Below are 24,212 nucleotides of genomic sequence, written 5' to 3'. Positions count from 1 at the left end.
TCACCGCTCAAGTCGATGTGCGGCGAGCCGACCCAGCGCCCAGAACACGGTGAGTGCCACGAACAGTCCCGCAAGTATGCCGGCCAGCGCCATCAAGGCCGGATATCGGGAAATATGGATCCACAGCCAGGCGTACCACGGCAGATGTCCCACGTAATAGGTATCGCCCACGCTAAGGCCCACCACCACTTTCTGCCGCACCACGGTGAGGTCACCGCGTACCTCGCCGAGCTTGGTGTCGTCGCCGAGCACGTCGAGCAGATCACCCAGGCGATCGGACGCATTGGCCGCCAGCGCCACCACGCTCCGGCCCTTGGTGTACGGCGACTGGAAACCCACGAAGGCGGCGGTCGGTCCATTCACGCTCATCGCAGCGCGCGCCACCGGGCCCTGCCCTTTGGGGCGATCAGTGAGTTCACGCACGGACAAATCGTTCTCGCTGCGTTCGATCAGCATGGGCAAGCCCTTGCCCCACTTCGCCATCAGCTCCCCGGCGGTACCGGTGCCGATTACCAGCAGATCGCGGTCGCGCACCGATTCCACGGCGCCAGCAGGCACCACCGATACACGCAGGGCCGGCAGTCCGCTCCAGCGTCCGAGCTGTCCGAGCATGGTGAACAGTGCTTCCTGTTCGTGCGCGTCTGGCGCATCGGGAATCACCACGGCCGTATCGGCCATATCCGCCATGCGCGTAAACGGGAACCCGCTGGTGGCGAAGAACGCCAGGTTCGGCATCGCCGTGTAGTGCACGAACTGGCTGAAGTCGACGTTTGAATCGGGATCCACTGCCGCACGTGCGCTGTCGGTAGCCGCGGTAACGCATAGCCCGTTCTTCTGCGAATCCATGTGGAACTGGAACTGGAACTGGTTGGTGCTGCCGATGCGCAGCGCCGGCACGCGGATCTCTTCCGCGCCGCGCGCTTCCGAACTGGACAGCAGAGGCACATTGAATTGCCTCTCGACGCCGGAAGGATCGGCCGGGCGCAAGCGCAGCGAGCGCAGTAGCTGATCGTTGACGCCGATATTGAGCACCGAGTCGTTGTAGTTGGACGGCGCCGTATATCGGTAGTGCACGTTCAACGGCACGCTGTGGCGCGCCCATGCAAACAGATCGGGCGGCAGGCGCATGTCGACGCGGATCGGCTGCGGATTGAAGCCGGCCGCTTCGAGCTGCGCCGGATCGGTAACCAGTTCCTTGAAGCTGACCGGGCGATCCACCGGCGCCCAGTTCGGCGCATCGTACGGTCGACGCTCCGGCCCCAGATCCACCGACTTCACGATGGCCTGGTCACCGGACATGCCCACCTGGCCAATCACCAGCGCATTGGCCGCTTCCTGCAACTCCTTGGTGTCGCGCCCGGCCAGCACCAGCAGCTTGCGACCTGACTGCGGCGGGCTGGCCGGATTGGCCATCACGATGACCGTGGGGCCTTTGATATCGCCCAGCTTCACGCCCTCAGGCATCGCGTTGGGCAGGGCGAAGGCGATGGCATGCCCATCCGTCGGCGGCGTCTGCGCCACCGGGAAGCGTGCACCGCGCCAGCCAGCCAGCGCGCCGAACCATGACGACACCACGCCTGCCGCACGCAGCGTCTGCGCATCGGCATGTGCGGGCAGCAGGAAGGGAACCACCAACGACCGGTTGTCGCGGCGATCGAAGAAAGGCGCCGGCAGCAGGGCCAGGCTGTTGGGCAGCCCGATTTCCGAGGTAGTGAGCGTGAGCGTGGTATCGGGGCTGATGTCGGTCCACAACGAGGTGTGATACGGGTCCTCGCAGTGATCGAGCGAGTAGTGCGCAATCATCTGCACACCGATACGGTTGAAGTCGGTGAACAGGCGCGGATCGAGCACGACATCCTTGCTCACCGTCTGCCCCGCCTGCTCCTTGTCCAAGGGCAGCGTGGCGACCACCTCGCCGTTGAGGAACACCTTGAGGTGCGAGAGCGAATAGATCAGCGACGGCGAATAGGTATAGACCAGCCGCAACTTTGCGCCGGTCACCACTTCGTCGTTGCGCACGGCCACATTCAAGGTGCCGTTGGGGTCCTGCCCGCGCAGTTTGATGGCGCCGTAGACGCCCATCTGTTTCAACGTAAGGTCGCGGGCCACCCCGGCGGGTGCCACTTGCGCCGAGGCGTCGCTGCTGGGCGCCGAAGTCGCGGGAGCTGGCTGAGCGACGCCGTGCGCTGCGTCCTGGAGGGGCTGCGCATCGGCGCTCGCCACCAGCCAGCCTCCCACCAGCAGTAAACCCCAACAAACATGACGTAGCTGCCGCATGGAATGTCGCCCTGGGTCAGTGACGGAACGTCGGAAACGGGCTGGCTGATCAGGCAATCCCCGTCCCCTGCGCTGCTGCCTCTACCAACGAACCCACACGATCCGCGGAAACCGATTGGCCAACGCCAATGAACCCTGCCCTCTACGGCGTCTCCACGCTCATGCCCCTGCTGACGATGGCTTGCTCGGCATCCACGATCAGGTGCTGACCAGCATTCCGTGGAGCATGTGCGCAACGCATGAAATCGGGGCTTTCGACCGGTTTCGCGCGCTGGCACAGCGGCACCTCGTCACTCGGCAGAGACGATTAAAGAAACCGGCATAAAAGAAACGTGAATAGTCACACGAAGCACAACCTGGCAACGCCGAAGTGTGCGGCCGTGCATGAACCTGCGAATTCCCTGGCGCGGCGCAGCAGTTTCCGGTGACTACATCCGAAAGGCCGTAGCGTCGATCGCCTGGTCGATCAATGCATCCCATCCATCGCACACAACCGTATGGACGTCTTTACGTCCGATGACAAAAGGCAACCATCAGGCCACGCCGGTCTTGCCGCCATCCATGGGAATCACCGCACCCGTGACATAGCTGGCCAGCGGCGAGGCGAGGAACACGGCGACGTTGGCGATCTCGCGCGGCTCGGCCATGCGTCCCATGGGAATTTCCGCCAACTGGTCAGCCAGCACTTCGTCGATGGTCCGGTGGCTGGCGCGCGCCAAGGCATCGAGGCCCTCTTGCAAGCGCCCGGTATGCGTCGGCCCGGGATTGATCACGTTCACGCGCACGCCCTTGGACGCGTACGCACTGGCGTAACCCACTGAAGCGAGCATCAAGGCCGCATTGGCCGCGCCGCCGCCGATATGCACGGTACTGACCTGACGCCCGCCCTGCCCCACCACATTGACGATGCTGCCGTGGCCGCGCGCCGCCATGCGGCGGATCACCGGGTCGATCATGTGCATATAGGTGAAGTACTTCGCCTGCATCGCGTCATGTAGCGCATCGGCGTGCAGATCCGCGATGGGCGTGCGGCGCGCGGCGCCCGCGCAGTTGACCAGGACGTCGATCGGGCCGAATTCGTTCTCGATGTACTCGGCCACCATCTGCGCGGCGACGATCTCGCGCAGGTCCGCCGCAGCAACGTCCATGCGCAGTCCTTCGCGCTCGAGGTCGTGCTGTGCGGCATGCAGGTGCGCGAGGTTGCGCGAGATGCCCACCACCTTCGCCCCTTCGCGTGCAAACGCTTGCGCACACGCCAGGCCAATGCCCTTGCTCGCGCCGGTGATCACCACGACATGCCCAGCCAGACCGACGTCCATGCAGCGTTCCTTGTACCCATAGCAACGAAGGTCATTGAAGCACGCTGCCCGCAGCGCGCGCGTGGAGGTGATGCCTGTCACCTGCGATGGCTGATGGCTGGCCCTGCCGCCGGCCTGCCTCCCTGGACACCATAAGCGCCAGCTTCCGGGCCCAGGCCTGCCCCGGACCTCGTTCAGCTTTATAGGCCATCAGTCATGTTGCGAATTTCAATCCCAGCTATTGACGCCTCAGGATATGGTGTTATAGTTCACTACAACACCGGTCCACGAGAGCACTAAAGGAGAACGCCATGAAAGCGAATAACCTGCTAGCCCTGACCGCCGCCGCCTTGTTTACTACGGTTGGCCTGGCCGCCATCAACTCCAACGTCAACAGTCTCCCCGTCAGTGAGATCAACGGCGTCAAGGTCATCGACCTGGCTCCGGTCACGGTCCGCCCGTCCGCTGAAGACCTCCGCGCCGCCGCCATGCTGGCCGACGCCAACGTCGCCACCCTGAGCACTGCCCCGCTGCTGTCGGCCGAAGCCGCCTCCAACGTGGTGCTCGGGAGCCAGCTGGCCATGCCCTACTATTCTTTCGGTAGCACCAAGTTCGGCCGTATCAGCAAGGAATAACAGTATGACCATCACCTGGAACGACAGCGTCCCGATCTACCGCCAGCTCCGCGAACGCGTTGTGGCGATGATTCTGGACGGCGCCTTGAACGAGGGCGACCCGCTGCCGTCAGTACGCCAGGTTGCTGCGGATTTCCAAATCAATCCGCTCACCGTCTCCAAGGCGTATCAGGAACTGGTCGACGATCAACTGGTGGAAAAAAGGAGGGGATTGGGCATGTTCGTCATCGATGGAGCCAGGGAAGCGCTACTCAAGTCCGAACGAGAGCGCTTCCTGCGGGAGGAATGGCCCGCGCTCTTCGCCCGCCTGCAACGCCTGGGGCTGGACCTGAAGACCCTGCTGCGCGAAGCCCCGAACAACGCGGGCAGCGAAGGGAGCCAGTCATGAACGCGGTCGTCACGGCCACTGGTCTGAACAAGAGTTACAAGAATGCGCACGCCCTGAACGACGTGAGTTTTCGCATCGAGTCCGGCCGCATCGTGGGCCTGATCGGTCCCAACGGGGCCGGCAAGACCACCGCACTGAAGGCCATCCTCGGCCTCACCGATTTCAAGGGCGAGTTGAATGTGTTGGGCTTCGATCCACGCACGCAGCGCGACCAGCTGATGGAACAGGTGTGCTTCATCGCCGACGTGGCGGTGCTGCCGCGCTGGATCCGGGTAAGCGAGGCCATCGATTTCGTGGCCAACGTGCACCCGCGCTTCAACCGGGCCAAGTGCGAAGCCTTCCTGGCGCGCACCAAGCTCACCCCCAATCAGCGCGTGAAGCAGATGTCCAAGGGCATGATCGTGCAGCTGCACCTGGCGCTGGTGATGGCCATCGACGCCCGCCTGCTGGTGCTGGACGAGCCCACGCTCGGGCTGGACATCCTCTACCGCAAGCAGTTTTACCAGAGCCTGCTGGAAGATTATTTCGACGAGAACAAGACGATCATCGTCACCACCCACCAGGTCGAGGAGATCGAAAACATCCTCACCGACCTGATGTTCATCCGCGACGGCAAGATCGTGCTGGATACCGACATGGACACGGTTGGCGAACGATTCGCCGAGGTGATGGTGAGTGCCGACAAGGCCGCCACCGCCCGCAGCATGAAGCCGCTCGATGAGCGACAGGTGTTCGGCAAGAGCATCTTCCTGTTCGACGGCGCCGACCGCGCCACGCTGGAAAGCATGGGCGAAGTCCGTCGCCCGACGGTCAGCGACCTGTTTGTTGCCACCATGAAGGGAACCTACGCATGAAAACCTTCTACTGGTTGCTGAAGCGAGAATTCTGGGAGCACCGCGGTGGCTTCCTGTGGGCCCCGATTGTCACGGGCGGCGTCTTCCTGGTGCTCAACGTGATGGCCATCATCACCGCCGAAGTGCTCAGCGCGCGTCATGGCGTACGCATCGGTGGCAACGACATCCAGATGATGATGCAGCACGCCGATGCCGGCGACTGGAAACAGGTCGGTGCGGCGGCCGACGTGGCGATGATTTCCTCGATGGGATTCATCGGCATCGTGATGGGCATCGTGGTGCTGTTCTACTGCCTCGGCTCGCTCTATGACGACCGCCGCGACCGCAGCGTGCTGTTCTGGAAATCCCTGCCGATTTCCAACACGAGCACCGTGTTGTCCAAGGTCGTCAGTGCCGCCATCGTGGCGCCGGTCATCGCGGTCGTGGTCAGCATCATCTGCGGCCTGTTGCAGCTGTTCATCTTCTCCATCGTGCTGTCCTTCCATGGCATCAACGTGTGGCAGTTGCTGGCACTGAGCCATCCGCTGCGCGCCGTGGCCTCGCTGGTCAGCAATGTCCCGCTGTATGCACTCTGGGCCCTGCCCGCGGTGGGCTGGCTGATGCTCTGCTCGGCCGGCGCACGCAGCAAGCCCTTCCTGTGGGCGGTGGCGGTGCCGGTGGTGCTCGGTCTGCTGGTGAGCTGGTTCGGCATCATGGGCTTGTTCAATCTGTCCTCCGCATGGTTCTGGACCAACGTCGTACAGCGCGCACTGTTGAGCGTGTTCCCGGGCTCCAACCTGGTGTTCGACAGGCACAGCGCGCTGAACATGGGCGACATGAACGACAACGATCCGCTGGCAATACTGTCGCCAATGCACACCTACGGCCTGCTCGCCTCGCCTGACCTGTGGATTGGTGTGATTGCCGGACTGGCCCTGATCGCCGCCGCCGTGTGGTTCCGCCGGGTTCGCGACGACAGCTGATTGACGGTCTTGTCCCGCCTGCATCTTCCGCAAGGACGCGGGGTGCAGGCGGGACAAACTTTTCCCGCCGCCCAAGCTGCGGCAGACTTCACCCCTCACACCACGGAGTGTCGCCATGTCGTTCCGCTACCTGCCCTGCGTGCTCGCCCTTGCCGTGCTGACGTCCGCTTGCAGCTCAGGCAATGATGTCCAGATCTTCGGCGGCGATACCGATGTGATCAACGGCCACATCACGCTCCATGATGGACAAGTCACCATCAAGGCGTCCGGCGCCCCCGACGCCACGGTCGATCAGAACGGGCAGTTGGCCATCGATGGCCACGAGGTGGCGATCAACGACGCGCAGCGTTCGCTGCTGCAGCGCTACAACGGCGCGGCGCGGCAAATGCGCGAACATGCGATGGAGGCGGGCAAGGCGGGCGTAGCTACTGCCACCAAGGAGCTGGGTGCCGTCACCGGCAAGATGACCGGTGCCGACACTGCCGAGCAAACCAAGCAGAAAGTCGAGGAAGCCGCTGCAACCATCAAGCAGGCCGCCGCCAAGATCTGCGAGGACGTGGCGGACATGAAAACCGCGCAGGACGCGCTGGCGACCCAGCTCGATGCATTCAAACCGTATGCCACGGCGGTAAGCGACGAGAACGTCGAGAAGTGCCGCAAGGACACCAGGCACTGACGGAACCGCCTTTGTGGGAACGCACCCTGTGCGCGACTTGCGATGCGTCACCTAACGCACGAGCGTCGCGTACAGGATTGGCTCCCACATTGTCAACCGCCGCTGCCACCGCCGCCGTGGATACCGCCGCGCGTGAGCGTCATCGGATCCAGCAGCTTCTGCAGTTCGCTCTTTGAGAGCCCGGTGGTTTCCAGCGCCACATCCATGATCGGGCGCTTCTCTTTGTAGGCCTTCTTGGCCGTAGCGGCGCCCTTCTCGTAGCCGATCACCGGATTGAGCGCGGTGACGAGGATGGGATTCTTGTCCAGCGCTTCCTTCACCCGCGCCGTATTCACCTTGAAACCGGCGATCGCCTTGTCCGCCAGCAGCACGCTGACGTTCGACAGAATCCCGATCGACTGCAGCAGGTTGTGCGCGATGAGGGGCAGCATCACGTTGAGCTGGAAATTGCCCGACTGACCCGCGATGGTGATCGCTGCATCGTTGCCGATCACTTGCGCGGCGACCATCGCGGTGGCCTCCGGAATCACCGGATTCACCTTGCCCGGCATGATCGACGAACCCGGCTGCAGCGCCGGCAGCTCGATCTCACCCAGGCCGGCGAGCGGGCCGGAGTTCATCCAGCGCAAGTCGTTGGCGATCTTCATCAGCGCGACGGCCAGCGCCTTCAGCTGGCCGGACAGCTCCACGGCGGCATCCTGCGCAGCCATGCCTTCGAAATAATTGTCCGCCGCATCGAAACGCACGCCGCTCAGCTTCTTCAATTCACGCGCCACCGCGGCACCGAACTTCGGATCGGCATTGATGCCGGTGCCCACGGCCGTACCGCCGAGCGGAAGGCGGCGCATGCGCTTGAGGCTGTCTTCGATGCGTTCGATGGCGCTGCCAATTTGCGCGGCCCAGCCGGAAAGCTCCTGGCCAAAGGTCACCGGCATCGCATCCATCAGATGCGTGCGGCCGGTCTTGGGCACGTTGCGCAATTCGCGCGCACGCCGGTCGATGGTGCGCTTGAGGTGCTTGAGCGCCGGCAGCAGTTGTTCGCTGGTGGTCAGCGTGGCGCTGACATGAATCGCGGTGGGAATGACGTCATTCGAGCTTTGCCCGTAATTGACGTGGTCGTTAGGGTGAATCTTGCCGCCCGCCTTGTTGGCCAGATGGGCAATCACCTCATTCGCATTCATGTTGGTACTGGTGCCCGAGCCGGTCTGGAATACGTCGATCGGAAACTGATCGTCGTACTCGCCCTCAGCCACGGCCAGTGCCGATTTGCGGATGGCGTGCGCCTGGTTCTTCTTCAGGTAACCCAGCAGGAAATTGGCGTCGGCAGCCGCGGCCTTGATCAGGCCCAGCGCGCGGATAAAGGAACGCGGCAAATGCATGCCGGAAATCGGAAAATTGTCGACAGCGCGCTGCGTCTGGGCACCGTAAAGCGCCTTCGCCGGCACCTTCAACTCGCCCATGCTGTCGTGTTCGATGCGGAACTGGGTCATGTCCTTGCGATTCCTCTCGGGGGATTTCGGGAATATAGGTCGGGGCGTGTTAGGGCGCCGCCAAGGGGGGATAGCGTCCCAGCTTGTCTGTGGGAGCGCACCCTGTGCGCGACAAGCACGCAGCGGTGTACCGCTCCGTAGGTCTGTCGCGCACAGGGTGCGCTCCCACAAAGAGCCGACCGGCAAGATTGATCCGCCCCGCTCAGGCCTGCGTCTCCCTTGTAGGAGCGCACCTTGTGCGCGACCGCAGCGCTGGCGTGTACCGCTCCGCAGGGTGTTCGCGCACAGGGTGCGCTCCTACAAGTGAGCTGCTAGCCCGGGTAGCGCCGGCCGTTGTTCGGCTCTTGATGTGGCTCTCGCCCCCGGGGTCCCCGTATGACGCGGCGGGCGGGTGAAGGAAAGCCCAAAGGGATGACGAGCAAAAAGCGGCCTGCGGCGCATTGACCACCAAAACCCACCCCCAAAACCCCCTCCCCCTCCCCTGTTGTAAAATTCCCCCTTTCCCGCCTCCGGAACACCCCCGATGTCCTCCCATGCCCTGACCGCCCTGTCCCCCCTGGACGGCCGTTACGCCAGCAAGGTCGAAACGCTGCGCCCGATCTTCAGTGAATTCGGCCTCATGCACCGCCGCGTGCACGTGGAAATCGAATGGCTGCTGGCGCTGGCCGCGGACCCGGGCATCGTCGAGCTGCCGGCATTCACCGCCGACCAGGTGGCCAGGCTCAAGGGCATCGCGGGCGACTTCAGCGTGGACGACGGCGCGCGCATCAAGACCATCGAAGCGACCACCAACCACGACGTGAAAGCGGTGGAGTACTTCATCAAGGAACGCATCGGCAACGATGCGTCGCTGGCGCAAGCCAAGGAATTCGTGCACTTCGCCTGCACCAGCGAAGACATCAACAACCTCTCCTACGCCCTGATGCTGCGCGATGCGCGCGACCAGGTGCTGTTGCCCGCGCTGGACGGCATCATCGCCCAGCTGCGCGAGCTGGCTCATGCCAATGCAGGCCTGCCGATGCTCTCGCGCACGCACGGCCAGACGGCGTCGCCCAGCACGCTCGGCAAGGAGCTGGCCAACGTGGTCGCCCGCCTGGAACGCCAGCGCAAGCAGCTCGCCGCGGTGGACGTGCCCGGCAAGATCAACGGCGCCGTGGGCAACTACAACGCGCACGTGATCACTTATCCCGAACTGGACTGGCGCGGCTTTTCGCAGCGTTTCGTGCAAAGCCTGGGCCTCGATTACAACGCCTACACCACGCAGATCGAACCGCATGACGGCGTGGCCGAGTACTGCGACGTCGTGCGTCGCGCCAACATCATCCTGATCGATCTGGCGCGCGACATCTGGGGCTATATCTCGCTGGGCTACTTCAAGCAGGCCTTGAAGGCCGGCGAAGTGGGTTCCTCGACCATGCCGCACAAGGTCAACCCGATCGACTTCGAAAACGCCGAAGGCAACTTCGGCCTCGCCAATGCCCTGCTCGGCCACTTCGCCGAGAAGCTGCCGATCAGCCGCTGGCAGCGCGACCTCACCGACTCCACCGTGCTGCGCGCACTCGGCACCGCGTTCGGCCACACCATGGTCGCACTCGAATCGCTGAAGAAGGGCCTGGGCAAGCTCACCGTGAACGCCGACCGCCTCGGCGCAGATCTCGACGCCAGCTGGGAAGTGCTGGCCGAAGCCGTGCAGACGGTGATGCGCCGCTATGGCCTGCCCGAACCGTACGAACAGCTCAAGGCACTCACCCGCGGCCAGGGCATCACCAAGGACTCCATGCGCACCTTCATCACCGGACTGGACCTGCCCGCCGACGCCAAGCAGCGCCTGCTCGACCTCACGCCGGGCGGCTATATCGGACTGGCCGAGTCGCTGGCCACGCAGATCTGATCGCGTAACGTTACTTCTGTTTCACTACGAGGGCCGCGCATCGCATGCGCGGCCCTTCGTTTTCAGGCCGCCTTGAGCAGCCCTTCTGCCTGCAACGCCGACTGCACCTTCGGACGCGAGGCCACGCGTTGCTGGAAGGCGACGATTCCCGGGAAGTCCGACAGATCCAGCTTCACGTGCTGCGCCCAGTTCGTCACGGTGAACAGATAAGCATCGGCCGCGGTGAACTGCTCGCCGATCAGCCAGTCGTGCGTGGACAGACGCTGTTCCAGGAAGGCATAGCGCTTGCGCAGATAGGCCTGGCGCTCGTCGCGCACGGCGTCCGGCGTGTCGGGCTTGAACAACGGCGAGTAGCTCTTGTGCAACTCGGAGTTGATGTAACCCAGCATTTCCTGCAAGCGATAACGGGCGGTGGTGCCATGGGCGGGCGCCAGGCCGGTCTCGGGCTTCAGATCCGCCAGGTACTGCACGATGGCCGGTCCCTCGGTCAGCAACTCACCGCTTTCCAACTGCAACGCCGGCACATAGCCCTTGGGGTTGATCTGCAGGAAGTCTTCGCCGCTCGCGGTGCGCTTGGCCTTGTTGTCGACCTTGATCAGTTCCACAGGAATACCCGCTTCCAGGGCAACGATATGCGGCGACAGCGAACAGGCGCCAGCGGCGTAGTAGAGCTTCATGGTGGTTCTCCTTGAGGGGACGGGATCAACGCGATCCGGGTTCGCGAAGGCCACCGATGCTAGCCATCATGGTTACTGTTGGATACCACCTAACCGCCGGTAACCTCTAAAATCCGGTAACCGCCGAGTTACCGAAGCCCCCCAGGAGCACCCCATGGGTCTGCCGCTACGCAAGAGCAAAGTCTGCCCAGCACCCACCTGCCCTCTCAGCGAAGTGCTGGGCCTGCTGCGCGGCGCCTGGGCGCCCAACGTGATCTGGCAACTCAGCGGCGAACCACGTCGCTTCGGTGAGTTGCGCCACGACATGCCGAAAATCTCCGCACGTGTGTTGAGTGCGCGTTTGCGTGAGCTGGAAACGCGAGGGCTGGTGACGCGGCGCGTGCTCGATTCGTCGCCGCCATCCGCGGAGTACTCCCTGACGACGCTGGGGCGCGAGTTGCTACCGGCCATCGATGCGTTGGCGAATGTGGGGAGGAAGTTGATTGAGGAGTGGGAGATGCATCAGCGGAGGGCGGCGGTGCGCTGAAGCTATCACCTTCGCCCGCTGAGGGCCTGTGGCGCCTTAGAACAGAGGCGCGTCATCCCGCCTCTCCGTGGGGCGGCTATCTCCTGTAGGAGCGCACCCTGTGCGCGACAGCCACGCCTGGGTGTATCGCTCCGTCGGTTCGTCGCGCACAGGGTGCGCTCCCACAGATTTCTGCCCACGCCCAAGGCTGCGGGCAGAACACATCTTCACTCCACCTCGTCCGACCCCTCATTAACTCCCTCGAACAGGAAGGTCGACAAGTAGCGCTCGCCGGTATCGGGCAACATCGCCAACAACACCGTCCCCTCCGGCGCATCCTTCGCCACCTGCAGGGCCGCAGCCAGCGTGGCACCCGAGGAAATGCCGACGAAAATGCCTTCCTTCTGCGCCAGATCGCGCGCCGTATCGCGTGCCAACACATCGTCGACAGGAAGGATTTGGTCGGCGACCTCGCGATTGAGCACCGCAGGCACGAAATCCGGCGTCCAGCCCTGGATCTTGTGCGGCTGCCATTCCTTGCCGGAAAGCAGCGCTGCACCGACTGGTTCGCTCGCGATGATCTTCACTTCCGGGCGCGCCACCTTCAGCACCTCGCCCACACCGGTGAGGGTGCCCCCCGTGCCCCAGCCGGTGACGAAGTAATCCAGCCGCTTGCCGGCGAAATCGCGCAGGATTTCCGGGGCCGTGGTATTGCGGTGATAGGCGGGATTGGCCGGATTGTCGAACTGGCCGGCCAGGAACCAGCCGTGCTTGTCGGCCAGCTCCTTGGCTTTGCGCACCATGCCGCTGCCACGTTCCGCCGCGGGCGTCAGCAGCAGTTTGGCGCCATAGGCGCGCATCAGCTTGCGCCGCTCGACCGAAAAGGAATCGGACATCACCGCCACGAACGGATAGCCGCGCGCCGCGCACACGGCGGCCAGCGCCACGCCGGTATTACCTGACGTGGCTTCCACCACGGTCTGGCCGGGCTTGAGCACGCCGCGCTGCTCGGCGTCGATGATGATGGCGTAAGCAAGACGATCCTTGACCGAACCGGCCGGATTGAATGCCTCCACCTTGGCGTACAGCGTCACGTGCTTGGGCGCCAGACGGTGAATGCGCACGATCGGCGTGTTGCCAATGGTGTCGAGGATGCTGTCGTAGATCATGAAGTGACTCCGGTACGCGGCATGGATGAAGGTGGCACGAGGCGCGATGGTGCACCCGTCAAGGGAAAGGTTGTGTCAAGCCGCAACCGCTTTCGACGAATGCGGCAGCGACGGGACGAGGGCGCCCAGCGGCCGGCTGCCGAACCATGACAGCGAGGTGGCGAGGCTGGCCACCTCGCCGATGATGAGCAGCGCCGGCGACCGTACACCGTGTCGCCCCGCCTGCTCCGCCAAGTTAGCCAGCGTGCCGACGATCACCCGTTGTTCCGCTCGCGTGCCGTTTTCCACCAGGGCGAACGGCGTGCTCGCTGCGCGGCCGTGCTCAACCAGCTGCTGCGCGATCAGGTCCAGCTCGCCGGTACCCATGTAGACCGCGAGCGTCTGCCGCTCCTGTGCCAGCGCCGGCCAATCGAGCGTGTCGATGGACTGCTGGCAGTGCGCCGTCACCAGCCGCACGGACTGCGCATGATCGCGATGCGTCAGCGGCACGCCGGCGTAGGCGGCACACGCCAGGGCCGCCGTGATACCTGGCACCACCTCATAGGCAATGCCGTGGCGGCGCAGGAATTCCAGCTCCTCGCCACCGCGACCGAATACGAATGGATCGCCGCCCTTCAGGCGCACCACACGGCGACCTGCAGCGGCATGTTCCAGCATCAGGGCGTGGATCTGCTCCTGCGTGGTGTGATGGTTGCCCGCCTGCTTGGCCACTTCGATGCGCTCGGCGTCGCGGCGCGCCAGGCCTAACACCTCCACGCTGACCAGGCGGTCATGCAGGATCACATCCGCCTCGTTCAATGCACGCAACCCACGCAACGTGAGCAGGCCGGGATCGCCGGGGCCGGCGCCAAGCAAGACCACCGAACCGACAGGCCTGGTTTCGGTCGCTTCGAGCAAACGCTCGGTCGAGGCTTCGGCCAGTGCCCATTGGCCTCGACGCAGCAGGCTTTGCACGGGTCCGCTCAACAGACGCTCGTAGAAACGACGACGCAACGCGACATCCGGCAGTCTCGCGCGGATGCGGTGACGCATCCGCGCCAACAAGGTGGCAACGGAGCCGACCACCGGATCGATCAACACTTCAAGCCGTTCGCGCAGCAGCCGCGCGAGCATCGGCGCGTGTCCACCGCTGGAAATCGCAATCGTCACCGGCGCGCGGTCAATCACGGCCGGCACGTGGAAGCTCGATTGCTGCGCGTCGTCGACGACATTGACGAAAATGCGCCGGGACTCGGCCAGGGCAGCGATATGCCGATGGAGCTCGGCATCCGGGGTGGCGGCGATCACCAGCCATGCCTGGTCAAGCCAGCCATCCTCGAAACGGCCACGCACCCATCGCACCCGCCCATCGTTGGCCAAACCGAGCAGCGCAGGCGTGAGGTCGGGCGCCCCCACCGTGACCTGCGCGCCGGCCTCCAGCAATGCGGCGACCTTGCGCTCACCCACCACGCCGCCGCCCACCACCAGGACCTGGCGGCCGGACAGATCGGCGAACAATGGGTAAAGCTTCATCGAACCTCAGGCTCCATGAGATGCACGGCTGGAGCACCCAAGCTAGGCACGCGCAGATGGCCGTACAAATGATTTCTGCTGCGCCAGACATGACGGCCCGTTATAAGGCGATCGGATCTACCGGCACGACGAAGTATTGACGCAACGCAGCAACCGCTGTATAGACGTCTAATTGTGACCGCCCCGTTACGGTAATCATGGACCATCATCGCCATTGGCTGAAAACCACCCCGACCGCCTGCCAGTGCAGCGCATCGGCGGATGAGCACGCGCGATGTATCCGCAGCGCGACACCGAGTCCCTACTCTCTCGATTGCCTGTGGAACCCCAACCATGACGCTGACCCAATTACGCTATCTCGTCGCCATCGCTGATGCCGGCCTGAACATCACCCTCGCGGCCGAGCGGGTGCATGCCACCCAGCCCGGCCTGAGCAAGTTGTTGCGCCAGCTGGAAGACGAGCTCGGCTTCCAGCTGTTCCACCGCAAGGGCCGCAGCCTGCACGCCATCACGCACGCCGGCACGCACGTGCTGGAACGTGCCCGCACCATCCTGGCGGAAGCGGCCAATATCCGTTCCATCGCGGCCAACCTGCGCAACGAATCGCGTGGCACGCTGCGCATCGCCACCACACATACGCAAGCTCGCTTCGCGCTGCCTTCGGCGGTGGCGGTGCTCAGTCGCAGCTATCCGCAGGTGAGCGTGCATTTGCAGCCGGTGAACGATTCGGACGTGATCTCCTTGCTCGAGGTCGGCCAGGTCGATCTCGCCATCGTCAGCACGGCCGCCGGCGGGCCGCCACCGAACGGCATCGCCCTGCCCGCCTACCGCTGGAACCGCAGCATCGTCGTGCCCAATGGCCACCCCCTGGCGCGACAAAAGCAGGCGCCCACGCTGGAACAGCTTGCTGCCCATCCGCTGATCAGTTACGACTCTTCATTGAAGCCCGAATCCTCATTGACCCGCGCCTTCCAAAGCGCCGGGCTCGATCCGCAGATCGTCATGACCGCCAGCGATGCCGACCTGATCAAGACCTACGTGCGCGAGGGATTGGGCATCGGCGTGCTGGCTGAAATGGCCTATCAGCCGGAGCACGACACCGACCTGTGCGAACTGGGCGCGGACCAGCTGTTTGCCGCTTGCACGACGTGGATCGTCTTGCGCCGTGAGAGTGTGCTGCGCGAATACACGCTCGATTTCATCAGTGTGTTTGCGCCGCACCTGGAGCGTCGTGCGGTGAGTCGCGCGCTTGCTTCCGGGGGCACGGGGACCTCGCATTGGGCGGGGGTGCCGCATTGGCGGGAACGGAAGGTGGCGCACAAAGCGACGGAGACGCTCGTCGAGGCGCAGTAATACGTAGAGGTTGTTGGGCCACAAAAGAACAACCATGACCCCGGCTGCGGGTGAATAGGTGCGGAGCGCTCCTTGTGGGAGCGCACCCTGTGCGCGACAAACCTACGGAGCAGTACACCCCAGCGCTGCGGTCGCGCACAAGTGCGCTCCTACAAAAGAACAACCACGGCCCCAGCTGCGGGTGAATAGGTGCGGAGCGCTCCTTGTGGGAGCGCACCCTGTGCGCGACAAACCTACGGAGCGCTACACCCAGGCGTGGCTGTCGCGCACAGGGTGCGCTCCCACAGACAAACCAAAGGGCGCTGCCACGCCTAACTGCGCAACAACCCCCGCTGCTCCAGCAGCGCCACAATATGCCCCGCCAGCACCAGCGGCTGCGACGCGCTCCCGTCAATCCGCAACTCAGGCTGCACGGGCTCCTCATAGGGATCACTGATCCCCGTGAAATGCGTGATCGCCCCGGCGCGCGCTTGCGCATATAAACCCTTGCGGTCGCGCGCTTCGCAAACATCCAATGACGTCGCCACATGGATTTCGATGAAATCGCCGTGCCCTTCCACCAGGGAGCGCGCTTCGGCACGTGCATCCGCATAGGGCGCAATCGGCGCGCAAACCGCCACGCCGCCGTGGCGTACGATCTCGCTGGCCACATAGCCGATACGCGTCACATTGGCATTGCGATCCTCGCGCGAGAAACCCAGGCCGCGGGACAGATGCTTTCGTACCTCGTCGCCATCCAGCACGGTGACCGCGCGAGCCGTGCGTTCCAGCAACTGCGCGACTACCGCCTGCGCAATGGTCGACTTGCCGGCACCGGATAGGCCAGTGAAGAACAAGGCGAAGCCCCGCGACGCCTGCACGGGATGGCGCTCGCGCAGGATCTTCACCACGTCGGGGAAGGAGAACCATGCGGGAATATCGCTGCCATCCTGCAGGTGGCGACGCAGCTGCGTGCCCGAGATATCACGGACTTCGTCGCCGGGCTGGACCTCATTGGAGGGCATATAGGCGTCGCGGTTGGCCACATACACCATCGCGGGGAACGGCACGATGCGGATGCCGAGTTCATCCTGGTGACGCTCCAGCAGATGTTGTGCGTCGAAGGGACCGTAGAACGGTTTGCCAGCGGAGTCGTTGCCAGGCCCCGCATGATCGCGCCCCACGATGAAATGGCTCGCCCCATAGTTCTTGCGGATGATCGCGTGCCACAGCGCCTCGCGGGGACCGCCCATGCGCATCGCCAGTGGCAGCAGCGAAAGCCGCGCGCTGTTCACCGGGTACTGCGGCAGCAAAGCCTGGTAGCAGCGCACGCGAGTGTAGTGATCGACGTCGCCGGGCTTGGTGCGCCCCACCGATGGCTGCAGCAGGAGTTTCGCACCCACTTGCTGGGCAGCGCGCAGGGTCAGTTCACGATGCGCGCGATGCATGGGGTTGCGCGTCTGGAACGCCACGATGCGATGCCAGCCCTGCGAAGTGAACCATGCTCGCAGACTGCGCGGTGTATCGCGCAGCGCAGCGAAGTCGTAGTGCGACGGTGACTGGATGCCGCGCACGCGTCCACCCAGATTCACCGGGCGATACCGATCCAGCAGGTCAGCCACACCGGGATGCCCGCGATCCAGCGTGCCGAACACGTGTTGTGCTTCGTGCTCGCGATCCGGGCGATAGATGTCTTCCACCTCGAGCACCGCGATGGGGACGCCTTCCACGTCGCGCAGGGCGACCTCGCTGCCTACGGTCAGGCGTTCGGCGAACGCCTCGCTCACATCCAGCGTGATGGGTATCGGCCACAATGTGCCGTCGGCCAGGCGGTATTCGGCAACCACCCGATCGTAGTCGCGCTGCGAGAGGAAACCTTCCAGGGGCGAGAACGCGCCATTGAGCAGCAGCTCCAAATCGCACAACTGGCGCGTATTGAGATCGATCGCCGGCAGGCCCGCGCTGCGCTGCTTGAGCACGGCGGCCTCTTCCGCCTGCAGATACAACTCCTTCAGCACGCCGCCGTGAGGCGCGATCAGCGAAACGGGGGCGTCGTCGAGCAGCGCAGCTTGGGGCTGCGCAAGGGCACTCTGGCTCATGGTGTCGTTCTTCTTCGGTCGGGGCGAAAACCGGCGGCGTGCGCCGGGGCGGTTCTTAGGGTGTTCGGTCAGGCCAGGCCGTGAAGCCCGCATTCGCGCTTCAGGCCAAAGAAACGGGTGGCATCCAGCTCGGAGCCAGGCTCCCAGCGGTGCGTGGTATGTACGTCGCCAATGGAGATGTAGCCCTGCTCCCACAATGGGTGGTACGGCAGGCCGTGCTTGCGCAAGTACAGGCCCACGTCGCGATCGGTCCAGTCCGCGATGGGATGGAATTTCCAGCGGTTGTCGCGACGCTCGGCATAGGGAATGGCAGCGCGCGTGCGTGCCTGGCTGCGACGCAATCCCGCGAACCACGAACCCGCTTGGAGTTCGCTCAGCGCTCGCTGCATCGGTCTCACCTTGCGCAGCTGGTTATAGCGATCGATGCCCGCCACGCCCTGCTCCCACAAGCGCCCTTCCCGCGCTTCGAGCCAGGCAGCACTTTCCGCCGCGCTATACACCTTGACGTTAAGCCCGAGTCGCTCGCGCAGCTCGTCGATAAAGCGATACGTCTCGGGAAACAGATAACCGGTGTCGATCAGCACGATGGGAAGATCCGGCCGCTGCCGCGTCAACAGGTGCAGCGACACCGCCGCCTGCGCGCCGAAGCTCGACGACAGCACATGCGTACCCGGTGCATGGGCCAGTGCCCAGATCACCCGCTGCTCCGCCTGCAGACCGCCCAGCCACACATTCAATTCATCGAGAGCGCGCTCGCCGTGCTGCGCATCCTCGAGCAGCGCCTGCTTCATGCCACCACCTCCAACGGGATCTGCCGTGTCGATGCGGCGATCACGCCGCTGCGCAGCAGGAAATCACCGAAGCCCTCATCGACTACCCGCTCATCCGCGTAACGTGCGAACAGCGGCGACAATGCATCGAGGATCGCCGGCTCGTCGACGTTCTCCCGATAGACCTGGTTGAGTCGCTGGCCACGAAAATCCGCGCCCAGTCGCAGGTCGTAGCGGCCCGGTCCACGCCCGACCAGGGCAATCTCGCCCAGATACGGGCGAGAGCAGCCGTTGGGGCAACCGGAGAGTCGCAGCAGGATGGGCGCGTCGCGCAGACCGAAGGACTCCAGCAGTGCTTCCAGCCTGGGCAGGATATCGGGCAGATACCGTTCGCTTTCCGCCATCGCCAGGCCGCAGGTGGGCAGCGCTACGCAGGCCACGGCGTGACGGCGGACACCGCTGTCGGTGCGATAACCATCCAGCCCATGTGCCGCGACGATCGCGTCGATGCGCGCACGCTGATCCGTACTCACGTTGGCGACAATCACGTTCTGGTTGCAGGTGAGGCGAAAATCGCCCTCGTGGATCTTCGCCAGCTCGCGCAATCCGCTGAGCCAGCGACGCTCGCCCACATCCGCAAGCCGACCCGATTCGATCTGCAGGGTCAGATGCCAGCGCCCATCCTCGCCTTCGATCCAGCCGTAGCGATCGCCGTTGTGGTCGAAGTGGTAGTCACGCTCCGCTTCCAGCGCAAAGCTCACGCGCCGTTCCACTTCCGCCTTGAAGACGTCCACGCCGCGATGATCGAGCGTGTATTTCAGGCGTGCATGCTTGCGCTCGCTGCGGTTTCCCCAGTCGCGCTGCACCGTCACGATGGCTTCGGACACGGCGAGCAGGCGTTCCGGCGGCACGAAGCCGATGATCGTTCCCAGCCGCGGATACGTGCTCGGATCACCATGGGTCGCGCCCATGCCGCCGCCGATGGCGACATTGAAGCCCTTCAGTTCGCCATGCTCGATGATCGCGATCAGACCCAGATCCTGCGCGAAGACATCGACATCGTTGAGCGGCGGGACAGCCAGGCCGATCTTGAATTTGCGTGGCAGATAAGTGCGGCCGTACAGCGGCTCTTCGTTTTCCGGCTCGTCGACCAGCGGTTCGCCGTCGAGCCAGATCTCGTGATAGGCGCGTGTACGCGGCGACAGTTCTTCGGAGAGTCGCGTCGCCCACGCATAGGCGAGCGCGTGGGCGCTCGATTCCACCGGATTGGCGGTGCTCACCACATTGCGCACGACATCACCGCAAGCGGCGATCGTGGTCGCCAAGGCGTCGTGGATGGCGGCAATGGTGGGCTTGAGCTTGTGCTTGATGATGCCGTGCCATTGAAACGTCTGGCGCGTGGTGATGCGTAACGTGCCGTTGGCGTAGTCGCGCGCAAGACGATCGAACACCAGCCATTGCGTGGGCGTGACCACGCCGGACGGCAGGCGTGCGCGCAGCATGAAAGAGAACGCTGGCTCGAGCTTCTGCTTGCGGCGTTCCTCGCGCTGGTCGCGATCGTCCTGCTGGTAGCTGCCGTGAAATTTCAGCAGCTTGTTGTCATCGTCGCTGATCGCGTTGGTGACCGGATCGCGCAGGCCTTCGACGATGCCGCCGCGCAATTGGCGGCTCGCAGCCTTGATGCGTTCGAAATCGGAGAGCGGTGTCGTCATATCAGTACACGTCGCGGGCGTAGCGGCCCTGCTGGAGTAAACCGGACAGCCATTCCTTCGCCTGTTCGTGCGATTGGCCGCCGTGCGTCACCGCCACGTCGATCAAGGCGGCATGAACGTCCTTGGCCATATGGTTGGCGTCGCCACACACGTAGATGTGGGCGCCCTCCTGCAGCCACGCATAGAGATCACGGCCCTGTTCACGGACGCGCTGCTGCACGTAGACCTTGGCGTCACTGTCGCGCGAGAACGCCAGGTCGAGCCGATCCAGTGAGCCATCGCGCAGCGCTGCCTGCCATTCGGTCTGATAGAGGAATTCGCTGGTGAAGTGACGGTTGCCGAAGAACAGCCAGTGGCGTCCACGCGCAGCCGTTTCGCGGCGCTCCTGCACGAAGGCGCGAAACGGCGCCACGCCCGTGCCCGGGCCGATCATGATCACGTCGCGGCTATCGTCCCGGGGCAGGCGGAAGCGCTCGTTCTCTTCGATGAAGATCGGCACGCGGCGTTCGTCGGTCGAAGCGGCAAGGAAGGAAGACGCCGCGCCCCAGCGTTGTTCGCCATGTGCCTGGTAATCGATCACGGCCACAGTCAGATGCACTTCGTCGCCCACCGCTTTCTGGCTGGAAGCAATCGAATACAGGCGCGGCGTCTGCGGACGCAGTGCGGCCACCAGTTCGTCCGCTGACCAACCCTCGGGATGGCGACGCCACAGGTCGATCGGTTGTTCGTCCGCCAACAGCGCGGCCAGGCGTGAGGATTGATCGGGGCGCAGCAGCCCCGCGAGTTCCTGATCGCCACTCACATCGGCCACCGCGGCGATCACCGGCCGACTCAGGCGCGTGAGCTCGCGCTCGTGCGTCAGCCACTGACGTAATGGCAACTCCCGACCGTCGTGGAACACCGCTCGCTCGCCGTCGAGCTTGAGCAGGTTCAGCCATCGATCGACCAGCGCAGGTGGGTTCTGCGGCCACACGCCCACGGCGTCGCCGGGCTCGTAACGCAGGCCCGATCCTTCGAGCGACAACTCCACATGACGTACGTCCCGGCCGGCGTCGCGCGCCACGATCGGCTGGTTGTCGAGGACCGGCGCGGCAAACGGGCGATCCCGATGATGGCTGGCGCGCGAAGGCACCGGTTGCAGCGTCGCCAGTCGTGCCGCCGGCTGGGTTGTACCAAGCGCCTGCCTGGCCTGTTCGAGCGTGCGCTCCGTCCATGGCACCGCGACCGCGTCGACGTCCACGTCCGCTTCGCCCAGCGGCGCCAGACGCGAGGCACCGAGTTCGGCAAAACGCTGATCGAGCTGCTGACCGATGGCGCAGAATTGCGGATAGCTCGAATCGCCCAGCCCCAGCACCGCGTAGCGCAGGCCGGGCAACTTGGGCGCGCGCTTGCCCAGGATGAACTCCACCAGGCCGCGGGCATCGTCTGGTGGCTCCGCATCGCCCTGAGTGCTGATCACCACGACCAGATGCGTTTCCCTGGCCAGATCGCGCTGGGCGTAGCCATCGGCCCGCACCAGGCGCACCGCCAGCCCGGCAGCTTCCGCACGGGCGCTGAGTTGGGTGGCGATGCGCTTGGCCTGCCCGGTCTGGCTGCCGTACAGAATGGTCAGCCGCTCGCCGATGGCTTTGGCCGCCTGCAACGGCACGATGCCTCGCTGCAGCTGGTCGGCGCGAGCCGCGCTCCAGGCCGCGACCCAGTAGAGCTCGGCGGGACTCAGCCCCTCGGCCAGGCGCTCCAGTGCCGACAACTTGTCGCCATCGATGGAGCCCATACCGGCTTGCGTTGCGACGACCGCGTTCACTGTCCACCTTTGGACGTCCAGACACCTGGACACTCAAACTAGTCATCACCTCTTGTCATGTGAAAGGACGTGTTGGCATAACCATATGTCCGTCGGCTCATTTCCGGCAGGCAGGCCGCCCTGACCGACCCGCCGTGGCTTTTCCCCTGACGACGATCAACGGGACCGTCATCGCCTTCGCTTAGAATGGGCAGATGACCAAGTCCCCCACCCTCCCCATCGAAGTCCGCGGCAGCGCCAAGCAGCCGCTGGGCATGAGTCCCGCCCAGTTCCTGCGCGATTACTGGCAGAAGCGCCCGCTGCTGATCCGCCAGGCGTTTCCTGATTTCGCCTCGCCGATCGAGCCGAACGACCTCGCCGGCCTGGCGATGGAAGAAACCGCGCTGTCGCGCCTGATCATCCACGACGAAGGCCGCGACCGCTGGAAGGTCAAGACCGGTCCCCTGACCGAAAAGGACTTCGCCAGCACGCCGGACAAGAACTGGACCCTGCTGGTGCAGGATGTGGACAAATGGGATGCCGACGTGGCCGCGCTGCTGGAAGACTTCAACTTCCTGCCCAGCTGGCGCCTGGACGACATCATGATTTCCTACGCCGAGCCCGGCGGCGGCGTCGGCCCCCACGTGGACCAGTACGACGTGTTCCTGCTGCAGGGCCTGGGCCAGCGCCATTGGGCGATCGACACCAACCCCGAAGCTCCCAAGGATTTCCGCCCGGACGTGGAACTGAAGCAGCTCCAGGTCTTCGAGCCAGACCACGAGTGGCTGCTCGAACCGGGCGACATGTTGTATCTGCCGCCGGGCGTGCCGCACGACGGCATCGCGTTCGGGGGACCGTGCCTGACCATCTCGGTCGGCATGCGTGCGCCGTCGCAGGCCGAGCTGACCGGCGACCTCGCCGACTATCTGGCCGAACGCCTGCCGGATGAGCTGCGCTACACCGATCCCGACCTGACCCCGGCCAAGGCCGTCGGCGAAATCGACCGCGCCGCGCTCGCACGCCTCAAGCAGGCCCTGCCGTTTGCCGCAGCGCTGGACGACGCCACGCTCACCGACTGGTTTGGCCGCTTCATCACCCGCTACCGTAGCGCCCAGCAGCCTGTGCCGCCGGAAAAGGAACTGACGGAAGCCGCCCTGCGCAAGCAACTGGACGCAGGCGCCGCCCTGCTGCGCCACCCCTGGGCACGCATGGCCTGGGCGCGCGCCAAGCGAGGCGCCATGCTGTTCGTCAACGGGCATGCCTACCCGACGTCGGTGGATGTCGCCGAGCGCCTGTGTGCCGAGCGCGAACTCACCCCGGGCACCAAGGTGCCGGAAGCCGAGCTCGCCTTGCTGCTCACCCTGGTCAACGACGGCCACCTGGTCGCCCACAAGCCGCGCCGCCGATGAGCGAGCGGGACGCCCACGACGATGCACCGAACGCGGGCGAAGGGCCGGCCACGCCGCCCCTGCCCGTGCGCGACCGCACCGAACTGGCCGATGCCCGCCTTCGTCTGCTGACTGCAGCCCGGCGACGGATCGCGATCTACCAGCCGGTCCTGAGCGACGATGTCTATGGCGGCGTCGCCGAGCTGGCCGAGCTTCGGCGCCTTGCCACCTCCGGCCGCGGCGCCGAAATCCGGCTGATCCTGCATGCGCCGGAGGACGCACTGCGCGACAACCATCGGCTGGTGGCCCTGGCCCAGCGCCTGTCCAGCATCGTGCTGGTGCGCACGCCGCTGGAAGAAGTCGACCTGGCCTACGCCTCGTCTTACCTGCTCACGGATCAAGGCGGCTATCTGTTCCTGCCCGATGCCCGCCGCGCCGACGGCCGCGCCGCGCTCGCCGATCGGGCCGCGCAGGCGCCGCTGCTGCAGCACTTCAACGAAGTGTGGGAGCGCTCGGCACGCGCCACCGCCTGGCTGCCGCTCGATCTGTAACTGAACGGAAGCCTCCCGTCGCGCCGGGCGGTGACATCGGCGCCAAACGCGCTTTCAACGATGCAAATCCGCGCTCTACGACGATCGTCGGTACCCGATAACTCGAAATATCGATCATCGACCCCACTTAGAGGTGCAACCTGGGTTGCCGCGTCGCAGCACCCCAAGGCTATAATTAACGGGATTTTTCCCAGCCATCCGGCCAACCCCGGTCGGAACGGCTGCTGCTTCCCTTCCTCACCG

At 64.7% G+C, this 24,212-nt stretch carries 20 protein-coding genes; 10 read left to right on the top strand and 10 right to left on the bottom strand.

Annotated features, from left to right (window positions below):
* Both bcsB and AB4Y82_RS11830 read right to left on the bottom strand, forming a co-directional pair.
* Complete coding sequence (bcsB, locus tag AB4Y82_RS11835; protein ID WP_441604110.1) at positions 1 to 2,277, bottom strand: cellulose biosynthesis cyclic di-GMP-binding regulatory protein BcsB; 2,277 nt, start codon at positions 2,275 to 2,277, stop codon at positions 1 to 3.
* A 533-nt stretch (positions 2,278 to 2,810) separates the two neighbouring features.
* On the bottom strand, positions 2,811 to 3,596 hold the full coding sequence (locus AB4Y82_RS11830; protein ID WP_441604109.1) for an SDR family NAD(P)-dependent oxidoreductase: 786 nt from the start codon (positions 3,594 to 3,596) through the stop codon (positions 2,811 to 2,813).
* 290 nt (positions 3,597 to 3,886) lie between these two features.
* On the opposite strand from AB4Y82_RS11830, the gene AB4Y82_RS11825 reads away from it, so the two are divergent.
* The 5 genes from AB4Y82_RS11825 (at position 3,887) to AB4Y82_RS11805 (ending at position 7,090) form a co-directional block, all read left to right on the top strand.
* Positions 3,887 to 4,210, top strand: a complete 324-nt coding sequence (locus AB4Y82_RS11825) for a hypothetical protein (protein ID WP_441604108.1) — start codon at positions 3,887 to 3,889, stop codon at positions 4,208 to 4,210.
* Positions 4,211 to 4,214: 4 nt separating this feature from the next.
* The gene (locus AB4Y82_RS11820) at positions 4,215 to 4,598 is read left to right on the top strand and encodes a GntR family transcriptional regulator (RefSeq protein ID WP_441604107.1); all 384 of its coding nucleotides are present in this window, start codon (positions 4,215 to 4,217) and stop codon (positions 4,596 to 4,598) included.
* Entirely contained in the window at positions 4,595 to 5,452 is an 858-nt protein-coding gene (locus AB4Y82_RS11815) for an ABC transporter ATP-binding protein (RefSeq protein WP_441604106.1), read from the top strand. Before AB4Y82_RS11820 ends, AB4Y82_RS11815 begins: the two co-directional genes overlap by 4 nt.
* Positions 5,449 to 6,414: a hypothetical protein gene (locus AB4Y82_RS11810; protein ID WP_441604105.1), complete on the top strand. Its 966-nt coding sequence runs from the start codon at positions 5,449 to 5,451 to the stop codon at positions 6,412 to 6,414. Before AB4Y82_RS11815 ends, AB4Y82_RS11810 begins: the two co-directional genes overlap by 4 nt.
* Positions 6,415 to 6,529: 115 nt before the next feature.
* Positions 6,530 to 7,090, top strand: coding sequence for a DUF2884 family protein (locus tag AB4Y82_RS11805; protein ID WP_441604104.1), 561 nt, complete (start codon positions 6,530 to 6,532; stop codon positions 7,088 to 7,090).
* A gap of 92 nt (positions 7,091 to 7,182) precedes the next feature.
* Here the strand turns inward: AB4Y82_RS11805 and AB4Y82_RS11800 are convergent, their stop codons facing one another.
* Positions 7,183 to 8,580: a class II fumarate hydratase gene (locus AB4Y82_RS11800; protein ID WP_441604103.1), complete on the bottom strand. Its 1,398-nt coding sequence runs from the start codon at positions 8,578 to 8,580 to the stop codon at positions 7,183 to 7,185.
* Between the two features lie 523 nt (positions 8,581 to 9,103).
* Between AB4Y82_RS11800 and purB the strand changes: the two genes are divergently transcribed.
* Positions 9,104 to 10,471, top strand: a complete 1,368-nt coding sequence (purB, locus tag AB4Y82_RS11795) for an adenylosuccinate lyase (RefSeq protein WP_441604102.1) — start codon at positions 9,104 to 9,106, stop codon at positions 10,469 to 10,471.
* A gap of 62 nt (positions 10,472 to 10,533) precedes the next feature.
* On the opposite strand, the gene gstA is transcribed toward purB, so the two are convergent.
* Positions 10,534 to 11,148 carry a glutathione transferase GstA gene (gstA, locus tag AB4Y82_RS11790; protein WP_441604101.1) on the bottom strand — a complete coding sequence of 205 codons (615 nt, stop codon included), beginning with the start codon at positions 11,146 to 11,148 and terminating at the stop codon, positions 10,534 to 10,536.
* Positions 11,149 to 11,302: 154 nt separating this feature from the next.
* Here gstA and AB4Y82_RS11785 point away from each other — a divergent pair, with 154 nt between their 5' ends.
* Complete coding sequence (locus AB4Y82_RS11785) at positions 11,303 to 11,674, top strand: winged helix-turn-helix transcriptional regulator (RefSeq protein ID WP_441604100.1); 372 nt, start codon at positions 11,303 to 11,305, stop codon at positions 11,672 to 11,674.
* Positions 11,675 to 11,880: 206 nt separating this feature from the next.
* Here the strand turns inward: AB4Y82_RS11785 and cysK are convergent, their stop codons facing one another.
* Together cysK and cysG are read right to left on the bottom strand one after the other, a co-directional pair.
* Positions 11,881 to 12,822: a cysteine synthase A gene (gene cysK, locus AB4Y82_RS11780; protein ID WP_441604099.1), complete on the bottom strand. Its 942-nt coding sequence runs from the start codon at positions 12,820 to 12,822 to the stop codon at positions 11,881 to 11,883.
* Positions 12,823 to 12,897: 75 nt separating this feature from the next.
* Positions 12,898 to 14,334, bottom strand: coding sequence for a siroheme synthase CysG (gene cysG / locus AB4Y82_RS11775; RefSeq protein ID WP_441604098.1), 1,437 nt, complete (start codon positions 14,332 to 14,334; stop codon positions 12,898 to 12,900).
* A 333-nt stretch (positions 14,335 to 14,667) separates the two neighbouring features.
* Between cysG and AB4Y82_RS11770 the strand changes: the two genes are divergently transcribed.
* The gene (locus AB4Y82_RS11770) at positions 14,668 to 15,687 is read left to right on the top strand and encodes a LysR substrate-binding domain-containing protein (protein WP_441611290.1); all 1,020 of its coding nucleotides are present in this window, start codon (positions 14,668 to 14,670) and stop codon (positions 15,685 to 15,687) included.
* A 311-nt stretch (positions 15,688 to 15,998) separates the two neighbouring features.
* Here AB4Y82_RS11770 and AB4Y82_RS11765 read toward each other — a convergent pair whose 3' ends face one another.
* The 4 genes from AB4Y82_RS11765 to AB4Y82_RS11750 all read right to left on the bottom strand — a co-directional run bounded on the left by AB4Y82_RS11765 (position 15,999) and on the right by AB4Y82_RS11750 (position 22,021).
* The gene (locus tag AB4Y82_RS11765; protein ID WP_441604096.1) at positions 15,999 to 17,765 is read right to left on the bottom strand and encodes a bifunctional sulfate adenylyltransferase/adenylylsulfate kinase; all 1,767 of its coding nucleotides are present in this window, start codon (positions 17,763 to 17,765) and stop codon (positions 15,999 to 16,001) included.
* Between the two features lie 68 nt (positions 17,766 to 17,833).
* Positions 17,834 to 18,556, bottom strand: coding sequence for a phosphoadenylyl-sulfate reductase (locus AB4Y82_RS11760; protein ID WP_441604095.1), 723 nt, complete (start codon positions 18,554 to 18,556; stop codon positions 17,834 to 17,836).
* Positions 18,553 to 20,247, bottom strand: coding sequence for an assimilatory sulfite reductase (NADPH) hemoprotein subunit (gene cysI / locus AB4Y82_RS11755; RefSeq protein ID WP_441604094.1), 1,695 nt, complete (start codon positions 20,245 to 20,247; stop codon positions 18,553 to 18,555). The genes AB4Y82_RS11760 and cysI overlap by 4 nt, the downstream gene beginning before the upstream one ends.
* A 1-nt stretch (position 20,248) precedes the next feature.
* Positions 20,249 to 22,021: an assimilatory sulfite reductase (NADPH) flavoprotein subunit gene (locus AB4Y82_RS11750; protein WP_441611289.1), complete on the bottom strand. Its 1,773-nt coding sequence runs from the start codon at positions 22,019 to 22,021 to the stop codon at positions 20,249 to 20,251.
* A 224-nt stretch (positions 22,022 to 22,245) separates the two neighbouring features.
* Between AB4Y82_RS11750 and AB4Y82_RS11745 the strand changes: the two genes are divergently transcribed.
* Positions 22,246 to 23,439, top strand: a complete 1,194-nt coding sequence (locus AB4Y82_RS11745) for a JmjC domain-containing protein (protein ID WP_441604092.1) — start codon at positions 22,246 to 22,248, stop codon at positions 23,437 to 23,439.
* Positions 23,436 to 23,969: a DUF7931 domain-containing protein gene (locus AB4Y82_RS11740; RefSeq protein ID WP_441604091.1), complete on the top strand. Its 534-nt coding sequence runs from the start codon at positions 23,436 to 23,438 to the stop codon at positions 23,967 to 23,969. The genes AB4Y82_RS11745 and AB4Y82_RS11740 overlap by 4 nt, the downstream gene beginning before the upstream one ends.
* The last annotated feature ends 243 nt before the right edge of the window (positions 23,970 to 24,212 follow it).

It is taken from the genome of Dyella sp. 2YAF14, from assembly GCF_052114725.1.
In the GTDB taxonomy this organism is placed as follows: Bacteria; Pseudomonadota; Gammaproteobacteria; order Xanthomonadales; family Rhodanobacteraceae; genus Dyella.
The sequence above is the reverse complement of the archived record's forward strand: the minus strand, read 5'-3'. Positions and strand labels throughout refer to the sequence as shown.

What these genes read in the sequence shown, in the direction of transcription:
- bcsB (WP_441604110.1), bottom strand. Translation starts at nt 2,277, where the DNA reads ATGCGGCAGCTACGTCATGTTTGTTGGGGTTTACTGCTGGTGGGAGGC.
- AB4Y82_RS11830 (WP_441604109.1), bottom strand. Translation starts at nt 3,596, where the DNA reads ATGGACGTCGGTCTGGCTGGGCATGTCGTGGTGATCACCGGCGCGAGC.
- AB4Y82_RS11825 (WP_441604108.1), top strand. Translation starts at nt 3,887, where the DNA reads ATGAAAGCGAATAACCTGCTAGCCCTGACCGCCGCCGCCTTGTTTACT.
- AB4Y82_RS11820 (WP_441604107.1), top strand. Translation starts at nt 4,215, where the DNA reads ATGACCATCACCTGGAACGACAGCGTCCCGATCTACCGCCAGCTCCGC.
- AB4Y82_RS11815 (WP_441604106.1), top strand. Translation starts at nt 4,595, where the DNA reads ATGAACGCGGTCGTCACGGCCACTGGTCTGAACAAGAGTTACAAGAAT.
- AB4Y82_RS11810 (WP_441604105.1), top strand. Translation starts at nt 5,449, where the DNA reads ATGAAAACCTTCTACTGGTTGCTGAAGCGAGAATTCTGGGAGCACCGC.
- AB4Y82_RS11805 (WP_441604104.1), top strand. Translation starts at nt 6,530, where the DNA reads ATGTCGTTCCGCTACCTGCCCTGCGTGCTCGCCCTTGCCGTGCTGACG.
- AB4Y82_RS11800 (WP_441604103.1), bottom strand. Translation starts at nt 8,580, where the DNA reads ATGACCCAGTTCCGCATCGAACACGACAGCATGGGCGAGTTGAAGGTG.
- purB (WP_441604102.1), top strand. Translation starts at nt 9,104, where the DNA reads ATGTCCTCCCATGCCCTGACCGCCCTGTCCCCCCTGGACGGCCGTTAC.
- gstA (WP_441604101.1), bottom strand. Translation starts at nt 11,148, where the DNA reads ATGAAGCTCTACTACGCCGCTGGCGCCTGTTCGCTGTCGCCGCATATC.
- AB4Y82_RS11785 (WP_441604100.1), top strand. Translation starts at nt 11,303, where the DNA reads ATGGGTCTGCCGCTACGCAAGAGCAAAGTCTGCCCAGCACCCACCTGC.
- cysK (WP_441604099.1), bottom strand. Translation starts at nt 12,822, where the DNA reads ATGATCTACGACAGCATCCTCGACACCATTGGCAACACGCCGATCGTG.
- cysG (WP_441604098.1), bottom strand. Translation starts at nt 14,334, where the DNA reads ATGAAGCTTTACCCATTGTTCGCCGATCTGTCCGGCCGCCAGGTCCTG.
- AB4Y82_RS11770 (WP_441611290.1), top strand. Translation starts at nt 14,668, where the DNA reads ATGACGCTGACCCAATTACGCTATCTCGTCGCCATCGCTGATGCCGGC.
- AB4Y82_RS11765 (WP_441604096.1), bottom strand. Translation starts at nt 17,765, where the DNA reads ATGAGCCAGAGTGCCCTTGCGCAGCCCCAAGCTGCGCTGCTCGACGAC.
- AB4Y82_RS11760 (WP_441604095.1), bottom strand. Translation starts at nt 18,556, where the DNA reads ATGAAGCAGGCGCTGCTCGAGGATGCGCAGCACGGCGAGCGCGCTCTC.
- cysI (WP_441604094.1), bottom strand. Translation starts at nt 20,247, where the DNA reads ATGACGACACCGCTCTCCGATTTCGAACGCATCAAGGCTGCGAGCCGC.
- AB4Y82_RS11750 (WP_441611289.1), bottom strand. Translation starts at nt 22,021, where the DNA reads ATGGGCTCCATCGATGGCGACAAGTTGTCGGCACTGGAGCGCCTGGCC.
- AB4Y82_RS11745 (WP_441604092.1), top strand. Translation starts at nt 22,246, where the DNA reads ATGACCAAGTCCCCCACCCTCCCCATCGAAGTCCGCGGCAGCGCCAAG.
- AB4Y82_RS11740 (WP_441604091.1), top strand. Translation starts at nt 23,436, where the DNA reads ATGAGCGAGCGGGACGCCCACGACGATGCACCGAACGCGGGCGAAGGG.